Here is a 20533-nt window from a genome sequence, read left to right as displayed (position 1 = left end):
AGAATTTCCAGCCAACCACAAGCGTCCTGCACTTTCCGCGGTGACATCGGATCGCGGGTGCTAGCATAGGCGGCGGGTGGTGGAGTGGCCAACCGGAGCGGCAATGATATATGGAAATTGTCATTCTTTACTCCCGTAACCCGGCCATCGGCTTGAAGGTTCTTTATTGCCTCAGCTATGCCGGTAAGAGGGTTGAAGTCATCGCCGCGAACCCTGCCAGCTACCTGAAGTACTCCCGCTATTGCAAAGGCTTCCACGCCATCGGTGCGGCAAACTCGGATCGGCACCGCCGCCGCCTGGTGGAGCGCATCAATGCCTTGTCCCAGGCCTACCCGGTCGCCGCGGTGCTGGGTGACGACATTGCATCGCATGCGCTTCTCCATGACATCGCCGGCGACATCACGGCGCCGGCCTTCGCGCCCTCGACGGGCGGCCTCCTGCAGGTCTGTCACGACAAGTGGTCGTTCTACACGCACCTGCTGCGCCATGGTCTGCCTGTGCCTCCCTCCGCGCAGGTGGAGAACCTGAGCAGTCTGACGGAAGCCGGAACCGCCGCCGTGGGCTATCCGCTGCTGGTGAAGCCACTAAACGGAGAGTCCGGCCACGGGATCCGGCGCTTCCATGACTATCCCACCCTCCGGCAGTACCTCATGAAGCCCGGCCCCTACACGGCCCTGCCGTTGAAGCTGCAGCGCTTCATCGTCGGATCAACCATTGGACTGTCCTTGCTTGCCCTCAACGGCGAGATCCTTTGCTACGACATCCAGCGCCACGCGGAGGACGGCGCCCGGATTTTCGAAGACCACCCGGCGATCTTGGAAATCGGCCGGCGCATCGTCGCTCTCTTCGGCTACGGCGGCCCCGGCCATATTGACTTTGTTCAAGAAAGCGAAAGCGGCCGGTTATACGCCCTCGAATTCAACTGCCGGTACTGGTACAGCCTGCCGGTATCCCTGTGGCACGGCGGCAACTTCCCGGCCCTCGCCGTGGACTTGGCGCAGGGCCGCCGGATTCCCTTCTCCCCAACTCGGCCTGGCGCCTACTTCCAGCCGGGAACCGTTGTTGCCATGGCCCGGCGGCCCTGGCACCTGGCCCGACTGGACCGGGCCAACTGGCGCGGCTTCTACCAGGCGGTAAGCGATCCGCTCCCACATCTGGCATCCCACCTGAGGCATTGACCCCAGCGCGGCCTCCCGCCGTCTGAACGCTCCTTAGCCGGCTCGAAGCGGGCGCTAGCGCTTTGGCAAAGACTTCCGGCCACGTTCCTGCGGAGCGCGATACTGGCCACGCAAGATGTGCTTCAAATGCGTCTTCAGTTTAACGCGCGAGAGTTGGCGATCAACAAGGTCGGCCAGGCGGCGCGTCCCGCAATGGAGCCGCACCAGCGTCCGGTGCCGCGTTGTCGCTCGCAGGTAGTAGACGTTTCCGCAGAGGACTTCCTGAGTAGCAAACAACCGCTTGTGTTCCCCCTCGCCCTCGGTGAAGTCGAAGATCCGGTGGCATTGCTCGGCGAACAGGGATTCCAAGGCGAGCAGCTGCAGGATGGTGCCGGGAGACAGAACTGCGTAGGCGGGATCGAAGCCAAGGCGGCCGTAAATTACGCGCCCGTCGACAATCGGGAGATACAGATAGCTGATCGGCTCTCCGCCGAGAAAGAGAATGAATCCGCGCACCTGCCCTGACTCGGCGCGCGCAAGCATGCCGGCGACGAAGTCTGCGTCATCGGGAAGTCCGGCGTCGAACAGCTTCTCCTGATAGGTCCGCCTGGAGACCTGCCGTGCCGTGAGGTGGAACTCTTCCATTTCGCGGGCACTGCGATAGACACGCCAGTCGATCGTTCCGGCGGACGCCTCTCGGAACTTTCTGAATTTTCTGCGGAATGTTGAACGGGTCTTACCGGAGAACTTGCTCATGTAGTTGTCAAAGCCGGTGGTCAGGTCGATGAACCTCCGACGGAACCGGCTCTCGATATAGCGGACCGTCGTGCTCGAGAACCGCAAATCCGGCTCCTCACCCCGAACAATCTGGGACGGCCTGTAGAGTCCGTCCACGCCTTCCGGCAGCGCTGCCGGATCCGGCACCGTCTGCCCCAGGGGATCGCCGGACCAGTGCTCCACTTGCATGTCGAACACAGCAGTCCACAACCTGAAAGGCCCGAACCAGAACTTGAGCTCAACCTCACGCCGCGACGGCTCGTGGCCGGCATCCGCCGTGGCCCGGCGCGGTGCTGCGCATTGTGCGCCAAGAGCGGTTTGATTCTGCATCGTTCCGCCTATCCCATCCAGGTCAGCGGCGGGAAGCGGTCGTTCACGAAATTCTCCACCGCGCGCAGGGTCGAGGATAAAGCCCTCCCGTGCAAGGACACCGCTTCTTCCGGCTCGATACCGGCCTCGGCGATGCGGCCCATGGGCACGACCTCGAAGCGATCGGCGGCTTGCGTCAGAAAGTGGCATAGCTGCGCAAACCGCCGCTGCACGACCGTGTTGGCCCGCAGCCGAGAAAAATCCGGGCCAGACCATTTCACGAACTCGAAGGGATGCGTGACAACGACCGCGACCGTGCCGCCCGCCCTATTCACCGAAATCAGAAGGTCGCGCAACTCATCGAAGCTGCATGCCGAGACCTGCAGCGGCCTGTACCGTCCGCGTCCGACGGGCCCGCGGTCGCGAAAGCAGGTGACAGCCAGCTCGGTGACTCCCGCAACACGGTGGACACCGCCGCTGAAGCGAAGCGCCGCCTCCTTGGGCGGGGCGACCGCCAGGCAAACATTCGACCCCAGTTTCAGGCCCGCGCGGCGCATCGCTCGGTAGACGCTGGTCGACACGGAAAAATTTCCGGTGCGAAGACACAGAGGTGGCCTTCCGCACCACTTCTCGATGCGCTCACTACCGGCGGCGATCAGCTCCACCAGGCGATCCTCGGGCAACTCCCTGCAGCGGTCGTTCACACTCGCGTAGCGCGCTCCCTCGAAGCGGCTCCACACCGGATGGAGATGCAACTGGATGTCCTGTCCTTTTTCCCGCAGCCACCTGACGTAGCCGCCCATAGCGTCTTCGGGAAAGCAAGACAGATGCACGGTCTCAACAAAGAAGGATGCAGTGAGGCCGTGAGCCAACAGCGTGTCGACAACGAAGCCGAGCGCTTCACTCCTGCCGTTCACCGCGCCCCACACCGGTTCGTGCAGGAGAGGCTTGTAGCGCGCCGGGTCGGCGAAGGCGCCGGCTACAGACGGTTCCGTATCAACCGTGATGGCCACCTTGGTTCTCATGGACTGCCACAAGTCCCCGGGCGCCACCGCGCGATCGATGTCTGCGATATTCGAGGCAGCGCCGCGCACATCAGCTCAACCTCGATACGCTGTGCCTCGCGTTCACCATCGCCAGTCGCATGTACTCCCTGGACTCATACCGCAGATAGTCCCGCCAGCGAACGCTCCCTCCATTTCCCGAGAGTTCATAGCCGTATCTCTGCAGCCGGTCGCCGGCCAGCCCTTCGAAGACACGTAGATCGTCGGCGGACATCTGGCGCCGCCACTTGTCGAAGTTGGCCGATTTCTTGCCGTCGGCGATTTCTGCGGCAGCCGCAGCTACCTGTGCCTCCGCCGGGGGGATACGGAGGAATTGGCGCATCCCTTCAAGGGTCTCCCAGGGTTGCCGGAGCAGGTCCTCATACTTGAGCACGTGCAGGCGGTCCGGGCCTAGCTTCTCCTCCATCCGTCCGAGATCCGTCAGGGCCCGCATCCAGGCTTTTGCAGCCGCGTAGCAGGAACTCGGGCCCCAGCGCGTCTTGACGATCGAAAGGGCCACGTCCCGGCCGTCGCGCACGATGGAGAGATATTTCGCCTGCATCGGAAAGAGCTGGTGCAGCAGCGGAAAGTGACGGCCGTAGTCCGGGTTCTTGTTGCCTACCCGTGAACATCCCTGCAGCTCCGCCATGCACTGGAAAACGGAATAGACGACCCCGGCATAGCTGCGCTCTTGCATCCGGCTGAGGATGAGCTCGGGAGTGACATCAAAAGGATTTCGGCGGTACTTGTGGCGCGCGATCTCCAGCATGCGACATTGCGAGACGTCTCGCGCCAGTCTTTCGAGATTGGCATCGTCGCGCAGGTCTCCGTAGGCCGGCAGGCGGCGCGCCCACTGCGCAACGAAGGTGCCCTCCGGGCCCATTCCATAGGAGAAATGGCGGTAAAGAAGATTGTTCAGGATCGTCGTGCCGCTCCGGGCAGCGCCGAAAACAAAAAGAATCGGCCTGTCCATGTGCGAGGATCTCGTTTCCAGCGGTTCTTCCGCCATCCCCTTATCCTTGGCTCAAGAAGCTACATCCTGCTTTCTGTAGTGTCGCTGCATCTACCGCCACTCATTGTAGCGATCACCGAGGAGAAAATGGCAAGGCTTCACACTGGATTGGGAACCAGGGTCTCGGCGACCACGAGATTGCGGTACCATACGAAAAAGGGCGGATGATCCTCCTTAGGCGTCTTGTTGTATAGATGCGGCATCAGCCAGATCTTCCCGATCAAGTCCCTGCCTTTCGGATCCACCGCATAGAAATCGTTGTCTATTACCAGCCGCTGGCGTCCAGCGTCCTGACCTTCGATACCGGCCCAGATACTGACGTGACTCAGCTTCGTCGCGCCTTTCTCCCGGTTCGACTGCCATGGCCCGAAGCGCAAGCGGACCTGAATCGTTATCCATCGATCGTCGATCAGCCGAAAGCACGTATCGGGGCTATTGTTCCATGTCTTTTGACTGCCGTCATTGCGGATGCGCGGGCAGTAGTAGAGTCCGTTCGGCTGCGAGTCGCCCTGGCGGCGTCCGCCGACACGGCCCAGACGCTGCCCGAAACCCTGGGCGCGAGGGCAGCGGTGAAATCCGTGGAGACTGTGATCTGTCCCGTGATTGAGCGCGATCTGAATCCGGGTACAGGCATCCGCCGTGAACCCTTCCTGATCTCCCGTCGAGATCAGGGCGATCTTCGATGCAGTGCACCGGCCCTCGCCGCGCTTGCTCAGAAAACAGCGTCGCTGCTTTCGATAACCCGCACTCGACGGATCGCAATCCGTCCATATGAAGGTACAAGAATAGCGGACCTGGAACTGGATAAAGACTTCCTGTGCCGGAGCACCGGCGTCCGCGGGTCCTATCTGGAAGGAATAGTCCGGGCTGAAATTGGTGGCGAAGTTCCCGGCGGCGCCGGAACCTGATCGGGAGGGGAAGGTAAAACGCAAGCCACCGGTCACGGGATCGGCGGAAGGCACTTCGGCATCCGGCAGCTTGGATCTCTGGCTGACCCGTCGCCAGCCACCACGTCTTTGGGGCGGGCCCGCCTCGACTACCCGCCCGCGGTAGAGCACCTCTCCACTTCCCAGCGGATCACAGAGCACGGCCGTGCTGCAGACGCTCTCCCAGCTCGCGGAGGCTTCAATCTCAAGCGGAACCGCCCAGCCATCGTCTTTGTGCGGCTCCGAAACAGGCGTGGGCTTGGCGTTGACCGTGCCGCTGGCCGCAGGCATCGCCGCTGCTCCGGGGGCAGGCAAGGCACGAGCGGCCGGCTCTTTCGGCCGCCTGTCCGTGGCCGGCGCGGCGGCGCCCTTGCGCAGATGGGCCGCCGAGGAGGTCAGCTGGCCGGGATCCGGAGTTGCGTTGCCACCGAGCCGGTAGAGCACCATACCCATGTCGGCATTTGTGATGCCGAAAAACGTATCCAGTTCAGGGATATAGGCCCACTTTGAATAGACCCTTCCAGGTTTGCCCCCTCCCCTGTGGGCGCGGTAGGCATCGCCGCCGGTCTGCATCTCCCAGGCTTGCCCGGTCTGCGGGTTGACCGTCACGATGCGCGTATTGCCGTCCCAAAGGACCAGCAGGCCGGAAGCGTGCTGGGCCATGCCCCAGGCCTTCTTGCCCTGCTTCTCCCACTCAGCCACGACACGCCCGCTGATCTTCTCGGACTGGGCGCCGGATGACGGGTCCGGCAACTGGTAGGCGACGAGGCGATCCCTGGTGCGAGCCTCGACCACCGCGTAGATGACCCGTCTCACGTGGTCGAAGACGGCCGTCCCATCTATGTAGCTGCCGAAGGGGTCCCGCCTGAACGACCGCACGAGGGTCCGCGACCGGGGATCGATCTCATGCCAGCCGTTCTTCCGGCCGACATGGACAATAACATTGCCGGTGGCCGGATCGATCACTGCGCGGGAGAACTTGGCATAGCGATCGAGCTCGGGCATCGGCGTCCAGCTTCGGCGGTGGGCGTCATATTCCCAGGCGGACTGCCCCCCGGTCCCCGAGGCGCAGTATTCGACCGTGCCGAACAGCCAATAGCGATCGATCTTGGGGACGTACACGAAACCTTGATAGGTATGGGTCGCCGGCGGCCCCTCGGCGGGCGCCGGGCAGGCATCAGCGACACCGTCCCCGTCGCTGTCGCTCAGCATCGGTCCGGTGAGCGGTTGCGGATCAGTTTCTCGCATCCAGGTCAAGCTGGAGAAATCGAAGGCATAGACCTCGTTGCCGCCATAGTCCGCGTGGCCGCCACCGTGCAGGCGCAGCTCACCCTTTGTTCCGTCGAATGCCGCGCCGTTCCAGGCAGACAGCACCGCACCGGAGCGGTGGCATTTGAGCTCGTCGCAGAAGGAAAATTCATCCTTCCGCACGAGACGCGGCCGCAGTTCGCTGCCCGGAATGACCGCGAAGTCACCCGGCCCCGGAAGCAGCGGGACCAGGTTCTGCCAAACCGGGAGATCGGTCTGTACCGGTGAAATCTTGTCAAGGAGAAGAGATTCTCGGGATTCCATCGCGGCCACCGGTCCCGCGTCCTGCACCGCTTGCCTGCCGTGCCCGGCCTCGTTCCGCTCGATCTCGCCCCGCCAGGCCTTGCTTTTGGCCCTCTTCGCGACTGCCCCTTTCGCCTCGCTTTCAGGGGTGATTGCCGTGCCGGGAGTGTAGGTTGGTGCCGGCGGCAGGCCCCCCGCCAGAGGTGCGCCGTCCTGCGCCGATGCCGTGCCGATAATTATGATAATGGGCAGAGCAATGCTTGCCGAATGCAAAGCCCAGCGGCCAAAGCTCATCATCCTGCTACCTGAGGCGCGGGGCACAAGAGGCTCCTTCCCTGCCGTCTATCGTAGCCTTGGAGCACCTCGGCTTCGGTCGACATTCACAATCGGGACATGCCAAGCTGAGCCGATTGCTACGAGGAAAACAAGTAAGGTGAGAGCTTGCAACCGCATGCCTTGCAATTTCTCTCGGAACGTTTTCCGGATGCAAGGCACCAACATCGATAGGAGGTCGGGATCGGCGACGGGCGGCATTCAACCGGGCATTTTGCTGGCCGACCTGAGTACAAAAAGACTTTGCAGCAACAAGGCCCGCCGCGCTCCCCTCCGCGGCTGCCCTCGTCCTCCGTTCTGCGGGCCGGCATCATGGTGCCGAATGACGAAACCGGGAGGTTCGCATTGAAGATGCAGGGTACAGGCGGGCAACAGGCGCCATTCCGTGTGCGGACCTACCGTAGCTTCGAGGAACTGCCCGGCTGCTATGCTCACCTCCTGGATGATATGGCCAAGATCAATTTTTCTTTCAGCAGGGCTTGGTTTCTTGCATTTGCGCGCACCGCTCTGCAGGAAGGAGCGACACTTCGGCTCTATGGCGTTGAATCCACGCACTCTGAGGTGCAGGCCCGCGGGCTGTTCGTGGCCCAGACGCCGGCCGCGCGCCGTGGTTCGTTGCTCCGCAACCGGCACCTCGGAAAGCGAACCCTCTCCGGGCTGACGGGGTACCAGACCTATCTTTTCGCGCCGCTCGTGCGCGACGAAGATCCGGGCTACGAAGGAATTTTTGATAGCCTGGCCGCACACTTGCGCGGCGAGCGTCCGCAATGGGAAGTCATTGAGTTCGCAGCGATGGACGCCGAAGCGCACAGCTATGACGTCCTGATGGCTGCGCTCCGCCGCGCCGGTTTTGCGGTCCGCGGCTACCCACATTTTCTCGGTATTTTCGAACCGACGCGAGGACAGGATTACGACGCCTACCTGACCAAGCGGCCTGCATCGGCACGCAAGCAGATCAAGAATTACGAGCGCAAGGAACGCAAGCTCAGGCAGAGAAACAGCTTCAAGTGGGACCTCTTCACCTCCGAAGCCGGGCTCGACCAGGCCCTAAAAGACTATAATGCCGTGCTGGAAGCGAGCTGGAAGGAGCCGGATTACCATCCGGGCTTCCTGCCCGCGTGTATCCGGGCTGCCGCGCAGGCCGGCACCCTGCGCCTTGGAATCGTCTACCTGGACGGTCGACCGGCCGCGACCCAACTGGTATTTCTCGCCGGTCAGCGGGCACTCTTCTACCGGACCGCCTACGATCCCGCGTTTGCAAAGGTTTCGGTGGGAGCCATCGGTAAGCTGCGCATGGTTCAGCATCTGCTGAACGAGGACCGCCCGGTGGACGAGTTCGACTTCGGCCGGGACCGGGAAAGCTTCAAGAAGATCTGGGCGTCGGAAGAGCGTACGCGCTGCGGAATCATTGCCTTCAACCTGCGGACTCCCGGCGGATGGCGCGGCCTCGCGGAGCATCGGCTTTTCGAGTGGAAGGACTGGTTCGGAGAGATGTCACGGCCGCTCCGCAGTAAGCTCAAAGACCTGAAGCAGGGGCACAGCCCGCAGCATGCCGGAAATTGAATTCCCGCTCCGTCTAGGCATCCACATCCACCGCCGGACGTGCTTCCGCAAGCCGCCTGAGATGGCTCCTTATGGCCTCAGCCTCCCCAGCCGGCAGGTTTCTAGTTTCGCCCGCCGCAAAGCTCGCCGGGATCCCGTGACGCCGCTTGAGCGCCGGTCCCTGGAACCCTTCGCTATAGAAGCCGGCGAAGGCCTCGAGGTTCGCGGCCGGTTGCCGGCAAAAATCCTCATAGTGCACATCAAAGAACGCCTGCCGCCCCAGCATCCGCCTGTCGCTCTCGATCTCCGCTTCGGTAAACACAACCTGTTGGCATAAATGCTCGAGGGGATCGTCGGTGACGATCTCGTGGGCGTTGTGAGGCCGATACGACTGCCACAGCCTGTCTTCATCATCGCGGGACTGGAAGATCTGCCAGCGTGATCTGACCATTTCGAAAGGGTCCCGGTGCATGCAGACGAATACAGCCTCGGGAAAAATCTCAGCCAGCGCCAGGATGCGTCCGCAGTTTCTCTGCGTCTTGTTGATGAATGGGGCCGCGAATGCGTCCTGGAAACGGCTTATCACAGTGCGGACCTCCCGCCTCTGCCGCGGCGTCAGAACCCCGTTCGGAATGCGCTGAGGCTCATTGCGAAACCACTGGGCCCAGATCTTGGTGCCGTCGCTCGGCCCCCTGCCCCCTTCGACATGCCCCCGGTTGCTGAGAAAGGTGTCCGGCGGGTCGCAGCCGCCAAAGGGCGATAGCAGGATCGCCTGGCAAACCGGGCTCTCCGGAAACCGTGTCATCGCATTGGAGAAGTAGCATAGATCGAAATAGCGCGTCATTGCCTGGTACAGCAGCGTCGAGCCAGAGCGCGCCGGCGCAACGATGAAGATCGGCCGAAAGGACGGCTCCCGATCCCGCGCGACCAGCTTCCGCTCGAGTCCGGTCATCGCACGCTCCAGGGGACGTTTTACGGCTTCCTTGATCGACATAGGGCTCACCCGCTGCTCCGCAAACGGCTCGGCACCTGATCCAGAGCAATCATGTGGCGCTCATCCCGCCTGACCTCCCACAACAACTTCCCGCAAGAAGGACTCCAATTTCAAAGCCTGCTCTTCATGTGTAAAGCCGGCACTGACGCTGGGGGGCAGATTTGGAAGCCTGCCCAGCGCTTCCTTCTCGGCAGACCACCGCCTGAGCTGCGCGGCGATCTCGTCCGGGTCTGTGGTGACCACACCTGCCGCGCGCTCTTTCACGATCGCTCCGGGAACGCCCTCACGATAGCCCAGCACGAGGATCGGGCGGCGGGCACCGAGATATTCGAAGAACTTTCCCGGCACGTTGCCCTGCTCCGATGGGCTGTCGTGCTGCAGCAACAGCAAGATGTCGGAGCTGTATTGCTGCCTCAGCGCTTCGTCATGGTCGACCCTTTGGTACACTTCCACACAGTCCTCGATACCGTGCTCCCTGGCCATGGCGGGCATATACTGAGTGGATAAACCATAGAAGACGACCCGCACCTTCTCGCGCAGGTCGTCGGAGCGGGCAATCGCCCGGAACAGCGGGCTCGGGTCCCTTCTGCCCCGATAGATGCCTCCCGTATGCAGGATTCTCAGCACTTTCGGATCGGGCCAGCCTTCCAGCGCTTCCGCGGGGGCGTCCGCCGGATCATAGCCGTTGTAAATCACCTCGACCGGCTTGCCGTACTTTGCGCGATACGCCTCCGCCCAGGGACCGGATACAGTCGTCAAAGCGCTCGCCTGTCCCAGCACCCTGCCTTCCAGCCAGCTTTCGAAGCGATGCCGCAGAGGGCCGGGTGGATAATAGGGATCGTCGGACCAGCGGTCCCGCAGCTCCTCGACCAGCGGGATGCCCGTGGTTCTGCTCAGGCCTTGCCCGACCAGCAGCGCCGAGAATGGCGGACCACTCGCAAAGATCACGTCCGGCCTCCAGCTCTCCAGTAACCGGCGGCCGGCGCGGCGCGCCAATGGCACCCAACCGATTTGCCCGTCGGGAATGTTCACGGCGCGCTGATACATGGCGGAGAGCTTCCCGCCGTACTTGCTTTCCCTTTTTTCCGGCGGTCTCGGCTCCTTCCGCTCTACCTGCCGCAAGCGCCGGTCCGGTGCTCTCGCTGCCGAGCCGTCCGACGGCCGCCCCCGAAACGGTGCCATCAACCTGCGCTTGATAGTCCCGGGAATGGCATTGATGTCCCACCAGTCGCTGCGAACGACCTGCTCGTCGGGAATCTCAAGGGGGAGCGTCGCGGCATACGGCAGATCTCTGGCGGTCAGCACGCGGACCTCGTTGCCGGTCTTTTGCAGGTACTTCGCCAGCTTTCCCAGCCGCACGGCGGCGATCGTATTGGCTGGAGGGAAATACCAGCAAACGAACAGAACCTTCAAATCGACCTCCGTCGATGTCGATTGATCTGGCTGGCCCCCGCGAGCTTGGCGCGTTCCGAAACAGCCCGATGCGGCTGTCGTGGCGAGCAGCAATCGCTATCGGGACTGCTTTGCGACGAAGTCCGGATCAAAGATCCTGGCTCCCGCTTCCTGGATAAGATGATGGGCCATGTAGCTGTTCGGTTCAATCAGCAGCGGACCGTCCGGCGAGATGGCAACGTCCCAACCGAGATGGCGGGGATAGGGCAAGAGCCGGTGGACGGTCTTCGTCAGCTCCAGGGCCTCGGTCAGATAGGGAACCGGGAAATCCGCAATCTGCTCGCCACTGTCCGGATGATGGGTAAAGCGATGCTCATTGAAGATTTCGACGAAAGTGCCCGTCCGCCCTGTTTCCAGGTCGACGGCGGCAATCATGCCGCCGCCAGTCGCATTGTCGATTTCGCTGTTGGCCCGGCCGACCTTGAGAAGCGCACTGACGACCTTGGCCACGCCCTCATCATCCAGGTAGGTAATAATGCGCAGGCAATTCACCGAGCTCCCATTGAGGCGCGCCAGGTCCGGGTGTTGGACGATGCGGTCCTGAATCAGCCACCTGATATCCCTCGCGCAGAGCCACTCGAAGAAATCATGGAGGCTGGCTGCTTCACCACTGGCGCGATGGACCCATTTTCGCTCCTGGTCATAGCTGTCGATGAGTACGACGTCCGCGCCGTGCGCACCCGCAGCGGGCTTGAAAACCAGGCTTCCGCCCTTTTCGGCGAGGAATGCGTGCAGCTCGGCCTCTGATCTCAGGCTGCGTCCGTTGCCCTGAACTCCCCAGACCGGGTGAAAGACCCCGTAGCATTTCGGGCTCGGCAGATTGAAGTTTTCACAGAGATTGCCGAAGACCCACTTATCAAAAGGAAACACGCCGGGATGCTTCTTGTTCAGCCGGCGGACCCAGGTTGCATACTTGACGGAATTGATAATTGGTTTGGAAAGGCCTCTGTACAGGAAGAAGACATAATAATCCTTGGCGCCATACCCCTTTAGCCTGTAGAGCAAGATCTGCAGCATTTGCGCCAGATAGCCCTTCCCGGAGGCTCTCTTTACATCTCCTCCATGCTCCCAGATCAACTTGACCGTGTCTTTGAAATATCCAGCCATGCCGCCATCCCGCCACGGACGACAATCAAATCATCCGCAGCAATGAATCATCATTCGTAATTCGACCTTCTTGCAGTTATGCGGGGTCAATTCTAGTTCTCTGGCCCGGCGGTAGCCATCAAGTTTCAAAGCGAGAGCGAGGCCGGCGCTTCGCGCCGGACCACTCCAGCGGCTACCCGAGAAGCTTCGGTCATCCGTGCCCGAAACGCTCTCCCCCCCTCAGATGGCATAGCCGCAGCGGCGGATCAGCTCAAAGAAGCCGCTCAGTTCGGCCTCAAACTCGAGCAGCGAAACACGCTCGCTGTCGAGGAAACGGGGCAGCTCGTAGGGCGAGTCTCCCCTGCGCGTGAAGCCGGCCTTGATGGTCGTCGCGCTGACGATGCCAAGCCGTGGCAGCCACGAGATCTGGCGCTCGTCGTAGTCGCCGCTGGGATAGCAGAAATGCCGCAGGGCCGGATTCCCGACCGGCGCCAGGGCTCGCCGGTTATCCGCGATCTCGGCCTCAACGGCTTCATAGCTCTGTGTCGGAAAACGGTGGCGGTGGCTGTGCAACTGGATATCGACGCCACTGGCCTGGAGTTCACGGGCCTCCTCAATGCGCATGAAGGCGCAGAGCCGCTCCTGCTCTATCCAGCAGGCATCGATGCCAAGGGTCTCGCAAAGACGGCGGAACAGTTCCTGGCGCGCTTCTGCACTGCCGAGGCTATCCGCGAAGTCGCCCAGCCGGCGGCGAAGTTCCTCGCGCAGGCGGGCATCGGCGATGTCGTAGCGGCCGCCCAGTTCATCGGACACCTCTGCGAGATCCAGAGTCTGGCGTCCTGCTCGCCATAGTACGTAGTTGACAGCAACATTGAAGACCTGGGTCTCTTTCTCGAGATAGTAGCTGGCGATGTAGAGCGTGGCCGGGAAACCCCTCTTCCGCAGCACCGGCGCCATTTCGCGGTAGGTCCCGAACCAGCCATCATCGATGGTGATGACCGTCGCCCCCTTCGGCCAGTCGCCGGACGGCAGCCCGGCTATGGCGGCATCCAGGCCTATCACCGGATAACCCTGGCGAGCGAGGAAATCCATGCGCCCCGCAAAGGTCTCCTTGCTCATGAAGAGGCCGGGACTAAAGTGATTCTCGTCCCGCAGCGCAGCGCCATGATAGCAAAGGATGCGGAGATCCCCTGCTGTAAGGCGCCGTGCCAGTAAAAACAGGCCGGTCAACTTGGCGAGGCGCAGAATTATCCGAAGCAGCGGCTTCTTCATCGCCCGCAACCGGCCGTCCGAGACGCCCGGCATCTCTCTTCGCAATAGCCCATGAGCCAATCATCCCCCGCTTACGATTGCCGACGCATGCCAGACCGGGCAATCATATATCGGATGTCAGGAGTACCCGAGCTGCCGCGCTTGTGGCCAAAGTATATCTATCCTTGCTCGCATCACGTGGGAGAAAGGTGCCATGGCCGTCCCGCCTAGGGCCGAAGCCATGCCGGTCCTGGTTCCGGAGGCCCATGCGCTCGGCATGTTGGCCGCTATCCGCTCGCTCGGGCGGGCCGGCTATCCGGTTCACGCCGCTTCCCCGCGAGCAGATGCAATCGGCTTCGCCTCGCGATTCTGCGCCGTGAAGGAGATCTGCCCCCCTTACGGCAGCCCTGACTATACCGGCTGGCTGCGCGGTTATGTCGCTAGCCAGGGTATCGGTGCCATTGTTCCCGGTGGCGCCCTTTTGCTCGCCATCGAACCCTGTTTCGACGAATTCCGGCACTTGCTGCCGATCGCCCGGGACCGGCAGGTCGTCTATCGGGCGCTGAGCAAGGTGGAGGTTTTCGAGGCTTTCTGCCAAGCACCACCCAGCCTGGGCCTGCTCAAGCACCACCCTCCCACGCTCGTCATCGACCGCGCAGCCGCCCGGCTGTCACAAGACGATGCCGCGCACTTGGGTGAGCCCCTCTACCTGAAGGCAGATGCCCGCCATGCCGCTCCGGGAGCAGACGATATGCTTTGCGGACCGTTGCAGGCCCAGGAAGCCGTGGACGCCACGCTCCGGGCGCTGCGAACCTATCGCAAGGTCTTGCTGCAAGGCGGCGTGACCGGCCGCCAAGCTGGCGTTACGCTGCTGATGGACGCGGGAGGGACGGCCCTTGCCTCCAATTGCTTCGTCGACGTTCACCCGGACCCGACGCGCTGCGGCACTATGAGCCTGCGGCGCACTTGGCAGAATCACCACTTGGTGAAAGATGCGGTGCAGCGCCTGCGTTACCTCGGCTGGCAGGGGGCTGCGATGCTTGAATACCGGATCCGTGACAACGACGGCAGTTTCGATTTCATAGAGCTCAATCCGCGTTACTGGCAGTCGCTACATCTCGACCTGCTCGCCGGCATCGACTTTCCCCGCCTCCAGATGGCATGGTTCGAAGGACGGCCGCTGCCGCCGCCCACCTGCGCCCGACGGGTTACCTGCGGCGATCTCTGGCCGGGGGAGCTGACGCGCATGCTCGAAATTCTGCGGTCGCCGCGTTTCGACGCCGGCCTCCGCCTGCGGGAAACGGCGGCCTTCCTGCTGCGGCTGTGCAATCCAACCATTGCCTCGGACTACGCCTTCCCGGGCGACAGAGGGGTCTACTGGCACCGCGTGGCCGAGGTGGCCCTCGGCTGGCTGCGCCGGCCGCAAAAACTCAAGGACTAGCAATAGTTACACTCCCGCTGCAGAGGGCGCAAAGACAGGCATGGGTGCATTCTTCATTGCAGGCAATGACTCGTCAGCCAGATGGCAGGCTCTTGACGCAGCCCACCGTGCTGCGGGATTAGCCTTGGCCAGGAGGGTCGAGATCGGCGGCCACACGCTCTTCCAATACCGCAAGCTTGACGGCGAAGGCGGGCTCTGCGTGGACACCCCCGACGGCGGTTTCGCCTGCCTCACCGGCCAGCTCCTCTACCGCGGCACTATCGGCGACGAAGCCCTGCGGCTCTATTGCGCAGACCTGGCACAGAACGTCGTCGACCAGGAGAGAGTCATTGGCCAGTTCGCCCTTCTACTCTGCAAGGACAAGGGCATTCGGCTTCTCACCGATGCCATGGGATTCTTCCAGGTGTACGTGAACCGTGAGGGGGAAATTGCTTCCAGTTCGTTCTGGGCACTGCTGGAACTGGCGCCCAGGCTTTCCATCGACACGACGGGCGTCTATCAGTACGCGTGGAACGGCGCCACTTTCGGCGGCAGGACCTTCATCAGCGAAATTCGGCGCCTTCCTGCAGGTGCCGACGTTGTGTTTGGCGAGCGGATGACGGTTGGACGCGGTTCCGCTCCTCCCACACCGCCTCGCGAGACCGCCATGTCGTTCGCGGAACTGGTCGATACGCACAGCCAGCGCCTCCGCGCTCTCTTCGCAGACCTTGCGAAAGGTTTCGATGGCCGTCTGCACGTTTCCTTCTCCAGCGGATACGATTCGCGCCTCATGCTCGCCGGGCTCAAGGCCGCGGGTCTCCGGCCCAGGCTCTTCGTCTACGGCCAGGAGCACGACTCCGATGTAGAGATCGCCAGGCAGATCGCAATCGGCGAGGGTCTGGTGCTGAACGTCATCGACAAGAGCCGCCTGGTTGACTCCGACACCGCTTCCTCGCTGAGCCGTCAGAAGCGCGATTTCATTCGGTTCGATGCCTGGAAGGTAGACGGCATCTTCGACGACGGCGCTGACGCGGTGGACCGAATGTCCAGACACGTCGACGGTGCTGTACCGCTCAACGGATCTCTAGGTGAGATCTACCGCAATTTCTTCTATATACCGGACGGCGAGACGGCGCTGAAAGCCGTGGCCGACAGCTTTTTTTCCGCCTATGCGCCGGGCGCCTGTACTGAGCGGTTCCGTGCCGCCGCTTACGTGGACGCCCTGGTACGCACCTTCCAGGAGGAACTGCACAGCCAGGAGCACTGCGTCTCGCGGGCCCAGGTGGAGCGACTCTATCCGCTCGTGCGCGGCCGCTATTGGACCGGCCGCGACGTGAACCTCAACCTGCGCTTCGGCCGCATGGTCTTCCCTTTCATGCAGGCGCAAGTCATCGCCGGTACGGAGGATATTCCGCTCTCATTCAAGAACTACGGCTATCTGGAATCAAAGGTCATCGAGCGCCTCGCCCCAGAGCTGGCCGCCTATCCGAGCGGCTACGGCTATCGCTTCTGCGATCCGCCACCGCTGCGCCATCGTGCCCGGAACTGGCTGACGCTGTTCCGACCACCCTCGCTCCGACGCCGCTCCTATCGCCTGCGCTTCGCGCGGCGGATGGCATTCCCCCCCTATCTTGGCCAGCAGCACCTCGCTCGCTTCATGGACACGGAAATGCCCTACATGCGGCGCTTTTTCCACCCCTCACGTCTGCACGACCCCGACGCCTTCAACCGAGTCGCCACGATGGAGTACCTGTTCCAACGCTACAATGCACAGGAATAGCATGCCCGATCCGGTCAGACGGCCGCCGCCTTGCGGAACCGGGCTCTCAGCAGACGCCACAGAATCACCAGCAGGGCGATGGCCAGCGTCACGATAGCCGCCAGTTTCCCCAGCACCCAGGCCAGGCTCCAACCCATTTCTCTGACCTGTTCCTTCACTTCGACATCGGTCGGCCGCGGCACGAAAAGAAAACGCGGATGCCTGCCGAGGAGTATTGCCGCGGTCATCTCGACCGAGCGGGGAAGGGCTTCGGTTGCTCGGACGACGGGATCGGCATCGTAGGAATATACATTGTTGCCGAGCACGAGGAACAGCCGCGGCATGCCGCGCCGGTACCACGCCAGCGCCTCGTCGACCGACCGGAATCCGAAGCGCTCCGGCACTATCTTCACCACCTCGATCTCATTCGCACGGGATGCATCGAGCAGCGCGTCACGGAACTCCAGAACCGACAGCGGAACACCGTTGTTCCGGTCAACCACGTAGAAGGAGATGAAGCTGTCGATGAGGACCCACTTCTGCAGCAGTGGCTCCCATACTTCGTTAAGGGCATGACCATTGGCCATATTCTCCCAGGCGAAGCCCCACTCTCGCACGTCGAGACCGGCGGCGAGCGCAAGCGCATTAAAGCTCTGGGTGTAGTCGGAACAGTAGCCGCCCAGTCCACCAACTATCTTCTCGTAGGTTTCGCGAGTGTTCGCCTGGATTGGCGGTCCCCTTCGCGAGGTCTCACGCAGATGCCGAGCCAGCCGCACCGCGGTCGCCAGGGGCGGCTCCGACTGACCACCGCTTGGCCGGAGCCGGTCGACGATCGCGGCAAAGTAATCCGGCACGGGAAGGCTCTCCCACTGGAAATCGGTAGGAATGCGGTCCGGGCGCCACGTGGTCTGAGCCGGGCTGCCTAGTTCGGCCACCATGGCGTTGCGGATCCGCACCGCATCGATCGAGGCTTCACGCGTCGGTGCCAGCACCAGGCGCCCAACATCGAGGCTCAGCACCAGCAGGAGCGTCACCAGCACGATAGGAACGGCTATTCGCGCGATAGCGGTCATTTCTCCGCTGCTTGCCCAGAAAGGTTTGCGAATGCGGTGCAAGCCCGCCCTGGCTGGTGACGATAGACCCGGCGCGTTCCTTCGGCCACTAGGCCGCTTGCGGACTATCATAAATTATCATAACGCATCGCACGGCTGCCCGGCGACGCCGACCGGCTCGCCGACGCCCTCAGCAATCGACAAAGCGGGTCACACCGCTGCAGCTCCAGCAGTTAAGCTGGCGGGAGCGCGCCGCGGTCAACGGCTGCAAGCCCCGACCCCAACGCTTACAGGCTGCACTCCAACATGCGGAAGAGCCATCGCCCATGCGCGACCTCTTGATCCTCCTTCTGATCTTCTCGGTGGTACCGATGGTCTTTCTGCGGCCCCACGTTGGCATCCTCGCTTGGTGCTGGATCTCCTATATGAACCCCCATCGCCTCACCTGGGGCCTTGCCTATGAGTTCCCGGTCGCAATGGTCGTGGGTATCGCCACGCTGATTGCCTGGGCCCTTTCCAAAGAATCCAAGAAACTCCCCTTGAATCCGGTATCGGTTCTCCTCCTGGCGTTCGTCTTCTGGATGTCCTTCGCCAACCTCTTTGCCATGGTCCCGGACCTCGCATTCCAGAAGTGGACCCAGTCCATCAAGATTCTTCTGATGACCTTCGCAACCATGGCACTCATGAGGAATCGCGAACGACTGCACGCGTTGATCTGGATCATCGTTCTGTCTCTGGGATTCTATGGTGCGAAAGGCGGTCTTTTCACGGCCCTCGGCGGAGGCGCGTCGCGCGTCTGGGGGCCGCCGGGGAGCTTCATCGCCGACAACAACGCCCTGGCGATGGCATTGATCATGTGCTTGCCGCTGGTGCGTTACCTGCAACTACAAACGGAATCGAAGCTGATCCGTATGGGGCTCTACGGCCTCATGATTCTCTTCGCGCTTTCCATTGTCGGAAGCCAGTCCCGGGGCGCCTTTCTCGGCGGCGTCGCAATGGCCGGCTTCTTAATCATCAAGTCGCGCCAGCGTTTCATCATTTCGCTGCTAGTCGCCGGGTTCATGACTGCTGGCGTCTTCTATGTGCCGCAGCATTGGATTGACCGCATGAAGACGATCGAGACCTACCAGCAAGACAGCTCCGCGCTCTCACGGCTGGAAGTCTGGCAATTCGCCATAAAGGTCGCCAGGGACCGTCCGCTGACCGGCGGCGGATTCCGTGCGTCTTACAACGACGCCATTTATCTGAAATATGTACCCGACGCTCGCAAAGGACGCGGGCGAAACTATCACAGCGTATATTTCGAGATTCTCGGCGAACTCGGCTACGTCGGCCTGCTTATCTATCTCTCGGTGCTTTGGGCAGCGTGGCGAAGCGGCAGCCGGGTCATCGCTCAGACAAGGAACCGGCCGGAATTGCATTGGGCCTGCGATCTCGCCCGCATGGTTCATGTCTCCCTTGTCGGGTTTGCCATTGCCGGCGCCTTCCAAAACCTCGCGTTCTTCGACCTCTATTTCCATCTCATCGCGATAGTGTTCCTGGCTGGGCAAATTGTGCTGATAGAGCTGGCAAAAGAAGGCTCCGCCGGCCGTCCGCTTCCCGCCGGTCCCCGGCAGGGGACGAGGCCGCACGCTTTGGACGGCCATGCAGCAGGCTCTTAGGGCCAGTTGTCCGTCATGCGGCCCTCTACGATCCCAACAAGTCCACTTCCCTCCGGTTGGCGTCGATAGTGAACTTCGCCGCCCAGCTCAGATACTCGAAGCGACCATAGGCACCCTCCACGGGAAACGAACCCTTGACGCCGCCGCGGATATTCTGCGGGCCCTCAGTACGAACGGTACGACGCACGAAAGCATTGGCCCGCTGACCCGCCTCGAGATAGAGGGGGTCGCCGGTGGCCTCAAAGAGATAAAACCAGCTCTCGGCGATCTGAGAGATGCCGGTCAGGCAGGCCCAGTCTGCGGCTGCGGTCCAATCGCCATTCAATCTTCCGGCAAGGGAGCCGTCGGCTCGTTGCGCGCTGATCAGCCCTTCCCCGGTCTTGCATGCTGCCGCAAGAAAGCGCCGCTCACCCGATAGCCGATGCGCCTCGACAACGCCACGAAGGTAGTAGCCCAGGGTGTGGGTCAACGGTCGGGACGGCCGGTTGAGGCAGCAGTCGGCCACCCAGCCGTTCTCGGTTTGTTTGCCAAGCGCCCAGTCCACCTGCCGCAGCCCCGCTATGCCGTACCCCTCTCCCGGCGCCAGGCGCTCTGCCTCGAAAAGGGCCCAAGAGACATGCGTTTCATAGGCCTTCTGGCCGGCGGCAGCGTAGGGAGTCGGGTGACTGCGCCAGCAGCCGTCCTCATCGAGTGTATCGCGAAGGAAGCGGGCTGCTGCATGCATATTGTCGTGATATCGGTCAAAGGCCCGTACGCCGGCACAGAAGCCGAGCAGAACCTGCCCGGTGTTGAAAGTCACCGGCCGCTTGACCGGTGCGTCGATCTTGCCGCCCTGAATGCCGCCGCCTTCCAGCTGGATTGCGGACAACCAGTCCAGCATTCGGCGGGCACGCTCCCGGTGGTCGTTGGCGCCCGCTTCGTCCAACTGCGCAAGGAATGTCGGGACGATGTAGCCCGTGGTTTCGGGATAGGAGGTCGACCAGCCCGAGATCAGACTGAAGTCCCGCGCCACACCGCCGTCGGCGCTCAATGAGCAATCCTGGGCGCGGGCCAACCAGGCAAGGCCGGCATCGATTACCGCCGCGCTTCCCGGGTCCTCGGCCGGCAAGCCCCGGCGGTCGCGATCGCACTCCGCGCGCGCTTCCCTGGGCAGGCGCCGACGGGAGAGAGCATTATGCAGAGCCTTCAGCACCGCTTTACCGATCCCT

15 protein-coding genes are annotated in these 20533 nt (G+C 62.4%); 5 read left to right on the top strand and 10 right to left on the bottom strand.

The window, feature by feature from the left end:
* Positions 1–110 precede the first annotated feature (110 nt).
* Positions 111–1178, top strand: a complete 1068-nt coding sequence (locus H7X47_RS16280) for an ATP-grasp domain-containing protein (protein ID WP_193369779.1) — start codon at positions 111–113, stop codon at positions 1176–1178.
* Between the two features lie 54 nt (positions 1179–1232).
* Here the strand turns inward: H7X47_RS16280 and H7X47_RS16275 are convergent, their stop codons facing one another.
* The 4 genes from H7X47_RS16275 to H7X47_RS16260 all read right to left on the bottom strand — a co-directional run bounded on the left by H7X47_RS16275 (position 1233) and on the right by H7X47_RS16260 (position 7072).
* Positions 1233–2264 (bottom strand): GNAT family N-acetyltransferase, encoded by a 1032-nt coding sequence (locus H7X47_RS16275; RefSeq protein ID WP_193369778.1) that lies wholly within the window; start codon positions 2262–2264, stop codon positions 1233–1235.
* An 8-nt stretch (positions 2265–2272) separates the two neighbouring features.
* Positions 2273–3256, bottom strand: coding sequence for a polysaccharide deacetylase family protein (locus tag H7X47_RS16270; protein WP_193369777.1), 984 nt, complete (start codon positions 3254–3256; stop codon positions 2273–2275).
* Between the two features lie 82 nt (positions 3257–3338).
* Positions 3339–4295, bottom strand: coding sequence for a sulfotransferase family protein (locus H7X47_RS16265; RefSeq protein ID WP_193369776.1), 957 nt, complete (start codon positions 4293–4295; stop codon positions 3339–3341).
* A gap of 101 nt (positions 4296–4396) precedes the next feature.
* Positions 4397–7072, bottom strand: a complete 2676-nt coding sequence (locus tag H7X47_RS16260; RefSeq protein WP_193369775.1) for a hypothetical protein — start codon at positions 7070–7072, stop codon at positions 4397–4399.
* A gap of 387 nt (positions 7073–7459) precedes the next feature.
* Between H7X47_RS16260 and H7X47_RS16255 the strand changes: the two genes are divergently transcribed.
* Positions 7460–8671 carry a GNAT family N-acetyltransferase gene (locus H7X47_RS16255; RefSeq protein WP_227010570.1) on the top strand — a complete coding sequence of 404 codons (1212 nt, stop codon included), beginning with the start codon at positions 7460–7462 and terminating at the stop codon, positions 8669–8671.
* A 13-nt stretch (positions 8672–8684) separates the two neighbouring features.
* Here H7X47_RS16255 and H7X47_RS16250 read toward each other — a convergent pair whose 3' ends face one another.
* From H7X47_RS16250 to H7X47_RS16235, 4 genes are all read right to left on the bottom strand, one after another.
* On the bottom strand, positions 8685–9644 hold the full coding sequence (locus H7X47_RS16250) for a sulfotransferase (protein WP_193369773.1): 960 nt from the start codon (positions 9642–9644) through the stop codon (positions 8685–8687).
* A gap of 60 nt (positions 9645–9704) precedes the next feature.
* Positions 9705–11057: a glycosyltransferase gene (locus tag H7X47_RS16245; protein ID WP_193369772.1), complete on the bottom strand. Its 1353-nt coding sequence runs from the start codon at positions 11055–11057 to the stop codon at positions 9705–9707.
* Positions 11058–11153: 96 nt separating this feature from the next.
* The gene (locus tag H7X47_RS16240) at positions 11154–12203 is read right to left on the bottom strand and encodes a sugar-transfer associated ATP-grasp domain-containing protein (protein ID WP_193369771.1); all 1050 of its coding nucleotides are present in this window, start codon (positions 12201–12203) and stop codon (positions 11154–11156) included.
* A gap of 219 nt (positions 12204–12422) precedes the next feature.
* A complete protein-coding gene (locus H7X47_RS16235) occupies positions 12423–13487 on the bottom strand; it encodes a polysaccharide deacetylase family protein (RefSeq protein WP_193369770.1) in 1065 nt (354 codons plus the stop codon).
* 160 nt (positions 13488–13647) lie between these two features.
* Between H7X47_RS16235 and H7X47_RS16230 the strand changes: the two genes are divergently transcribed.
* Entirely contained in the window at positions 13648–14874 is a 1227-nt protein-coding gene (locus H7X47_RS16230; RefSeq protein ID WP_193369769.1) for a hypothetical protein, read from the top strand.
* A 40-nt stretch (positions 14875–14914) separates the two neighbouring features.
* A complete protein-coding gene (locus tag H7X47_RS16225; protein ID WP_193369768.1) occupies positions 14915–16633 on the top strand; it encodes an asparagine synthetase B family protein in 1719 nt (572 codons plus the stop codon).
* A 14-nt stretch (positions 16634–16647) separates the two neighbouring features.
* On the opposite strand, the gene H7X47_RS16220 is transcribed toward H7X47_RS16225, so the two are convergent.
* Complete coding sequence (locus tag H7X47_RS16220) at positions 16648–17685, bottom strand: transglutaminase domain-containing protein (RefSeq protein WP_193369767.1); 1038 nt, start codon at positions 17683–17685, stop codon at positions 16648–16650.
* A gap of 305 nt (positions 17686–17990) precedes the next feature.
* Between H7X47_RS16220 and H7X47_RS16215 the strand changes: the two genes are divergently transcribed.
* A complete protein-coding gene (locus H7X47_RS16215) occupies positions 17991–19325 on the top strand; it encodes a putative O-glycosylation ligase, exosortase A system-associated (RefSeq protein ID WP_193369766.1) in 1335 nt (444 codons plus the stop codon).
* 25 nt (positions 19326–19350) lie between these two features.
* Here H7X47_RS16215 and H7X47_RS16210 read toward each other — a convergent pair whose 3' ends face one another.
* Entirely contained in the window at positions 19351–20517 is a 1167-nt protein-coding gene (locus tag H7X47_RS16210; protein ID WP_193369765.1) for a prenyltransferase/squalene oxidase repeat-containing protein, read from the bottom strand.
* Between the last annotated feature and the right edge of the window lie 16 nt (positions 20518–20533).

This window comes from Pelagibius marinus (assembly GCF_014925385.1).
Taxonomy (GTDB): domain Bacteria; phylum Pseudomonadota; class Alphaproteobacteria; order Kiloniellales; family Kiloniellaceae; genus Pelagibius; species Pelagibius marinus.
The sequence above is the reverse complement of the archived record's forward strand: the minus strand, read 5'-3'. Positions and strand labels throughout refer to the sequence as shown.

Coding starts and splice junctions, on each gene's coding strand:
- H7X47_RS16280 (WP_193369779.1), top strand. CDS start 111: ATGGAAATTGTCATTCTTTACTCCCGTAACCCGGCCATCGGCTTGAAG.
- H7X47_RS16275 (WP_193369778.1), bottom strand. CDS start 2,264: ATGCAGAATCAAACCGCTCTTGGCGCACAATGCGCAGCACCGCGCCGG.
- H7X47_RS16265 (WP_193369776.1), bottom strand. CDS start 4,295: ATGGCGGAAGAACCGCTGGAAACGAGATCCTCGCACATGGACAGGCCG.
- H7X47_RS16260 (WP_193369775.1), bottom strand. CDS start 7,072: ATGATGAGCTTTGGCCGCTGGGCTTTGCATTCGGCAAGCATTGCTCTG.
- H7X47_RS16255 (WP_227010570.1), top strand. CDS start 7,460: ATGCAGGGTACAGGCGGGCAACAGGCGCCATTCCGTGTGCGGACCTAC.
- H7X47_RS16250 (WP_193369773.1), bottom strand. CDS start 9,644: ATGTCGATCAAGGAAGCCGTAAAACGTCCCCTGGAGCGTGCGATGACC.
- H7X47_RS16240 (WP_193369771.1), bottom strand. CDS start 12,203: ATGGCTGGATATTTCAAAGACACGGTCAAGTTGATCTGGGAGCATGGA.
- H7X47_RS16235 (WP_193369770.1), bottom strand. CDS start 13,487: ATGCCGGGCGTCTCGGACGGCCGGTTGCGGGCGATGAAGAAGCCGCTG.
- H7X47_RS16230 (WP_193369769.1), top strand. CDS start 13,648: ATGGCCGTCCCGCCTAGGGCCGAAGCCATGCCGGTCCTGGTTCCGGAG.
- H7X47_RS16225 (WP_193369768.1), top strand. CDS start 14,915: ATGGGTGCATTCTTCATTGCAGGCAATGACTCGTCAGCCAGATGGCAG.
- H7X47_RS16220 (WP_193369767.1), bottom strand. CDS start 17,685: ATGACCGCTATCGCGCGAATAGCCGTTCCTATCGTGCTGGTGACGCTC.
- H7X47_RS16215 (WP_193369766.1), top strand. CDS start 17,991: ATGCGCGACCTCTTGATCCTCCTTCTGATCTTCTCGGTGGTACCGATG.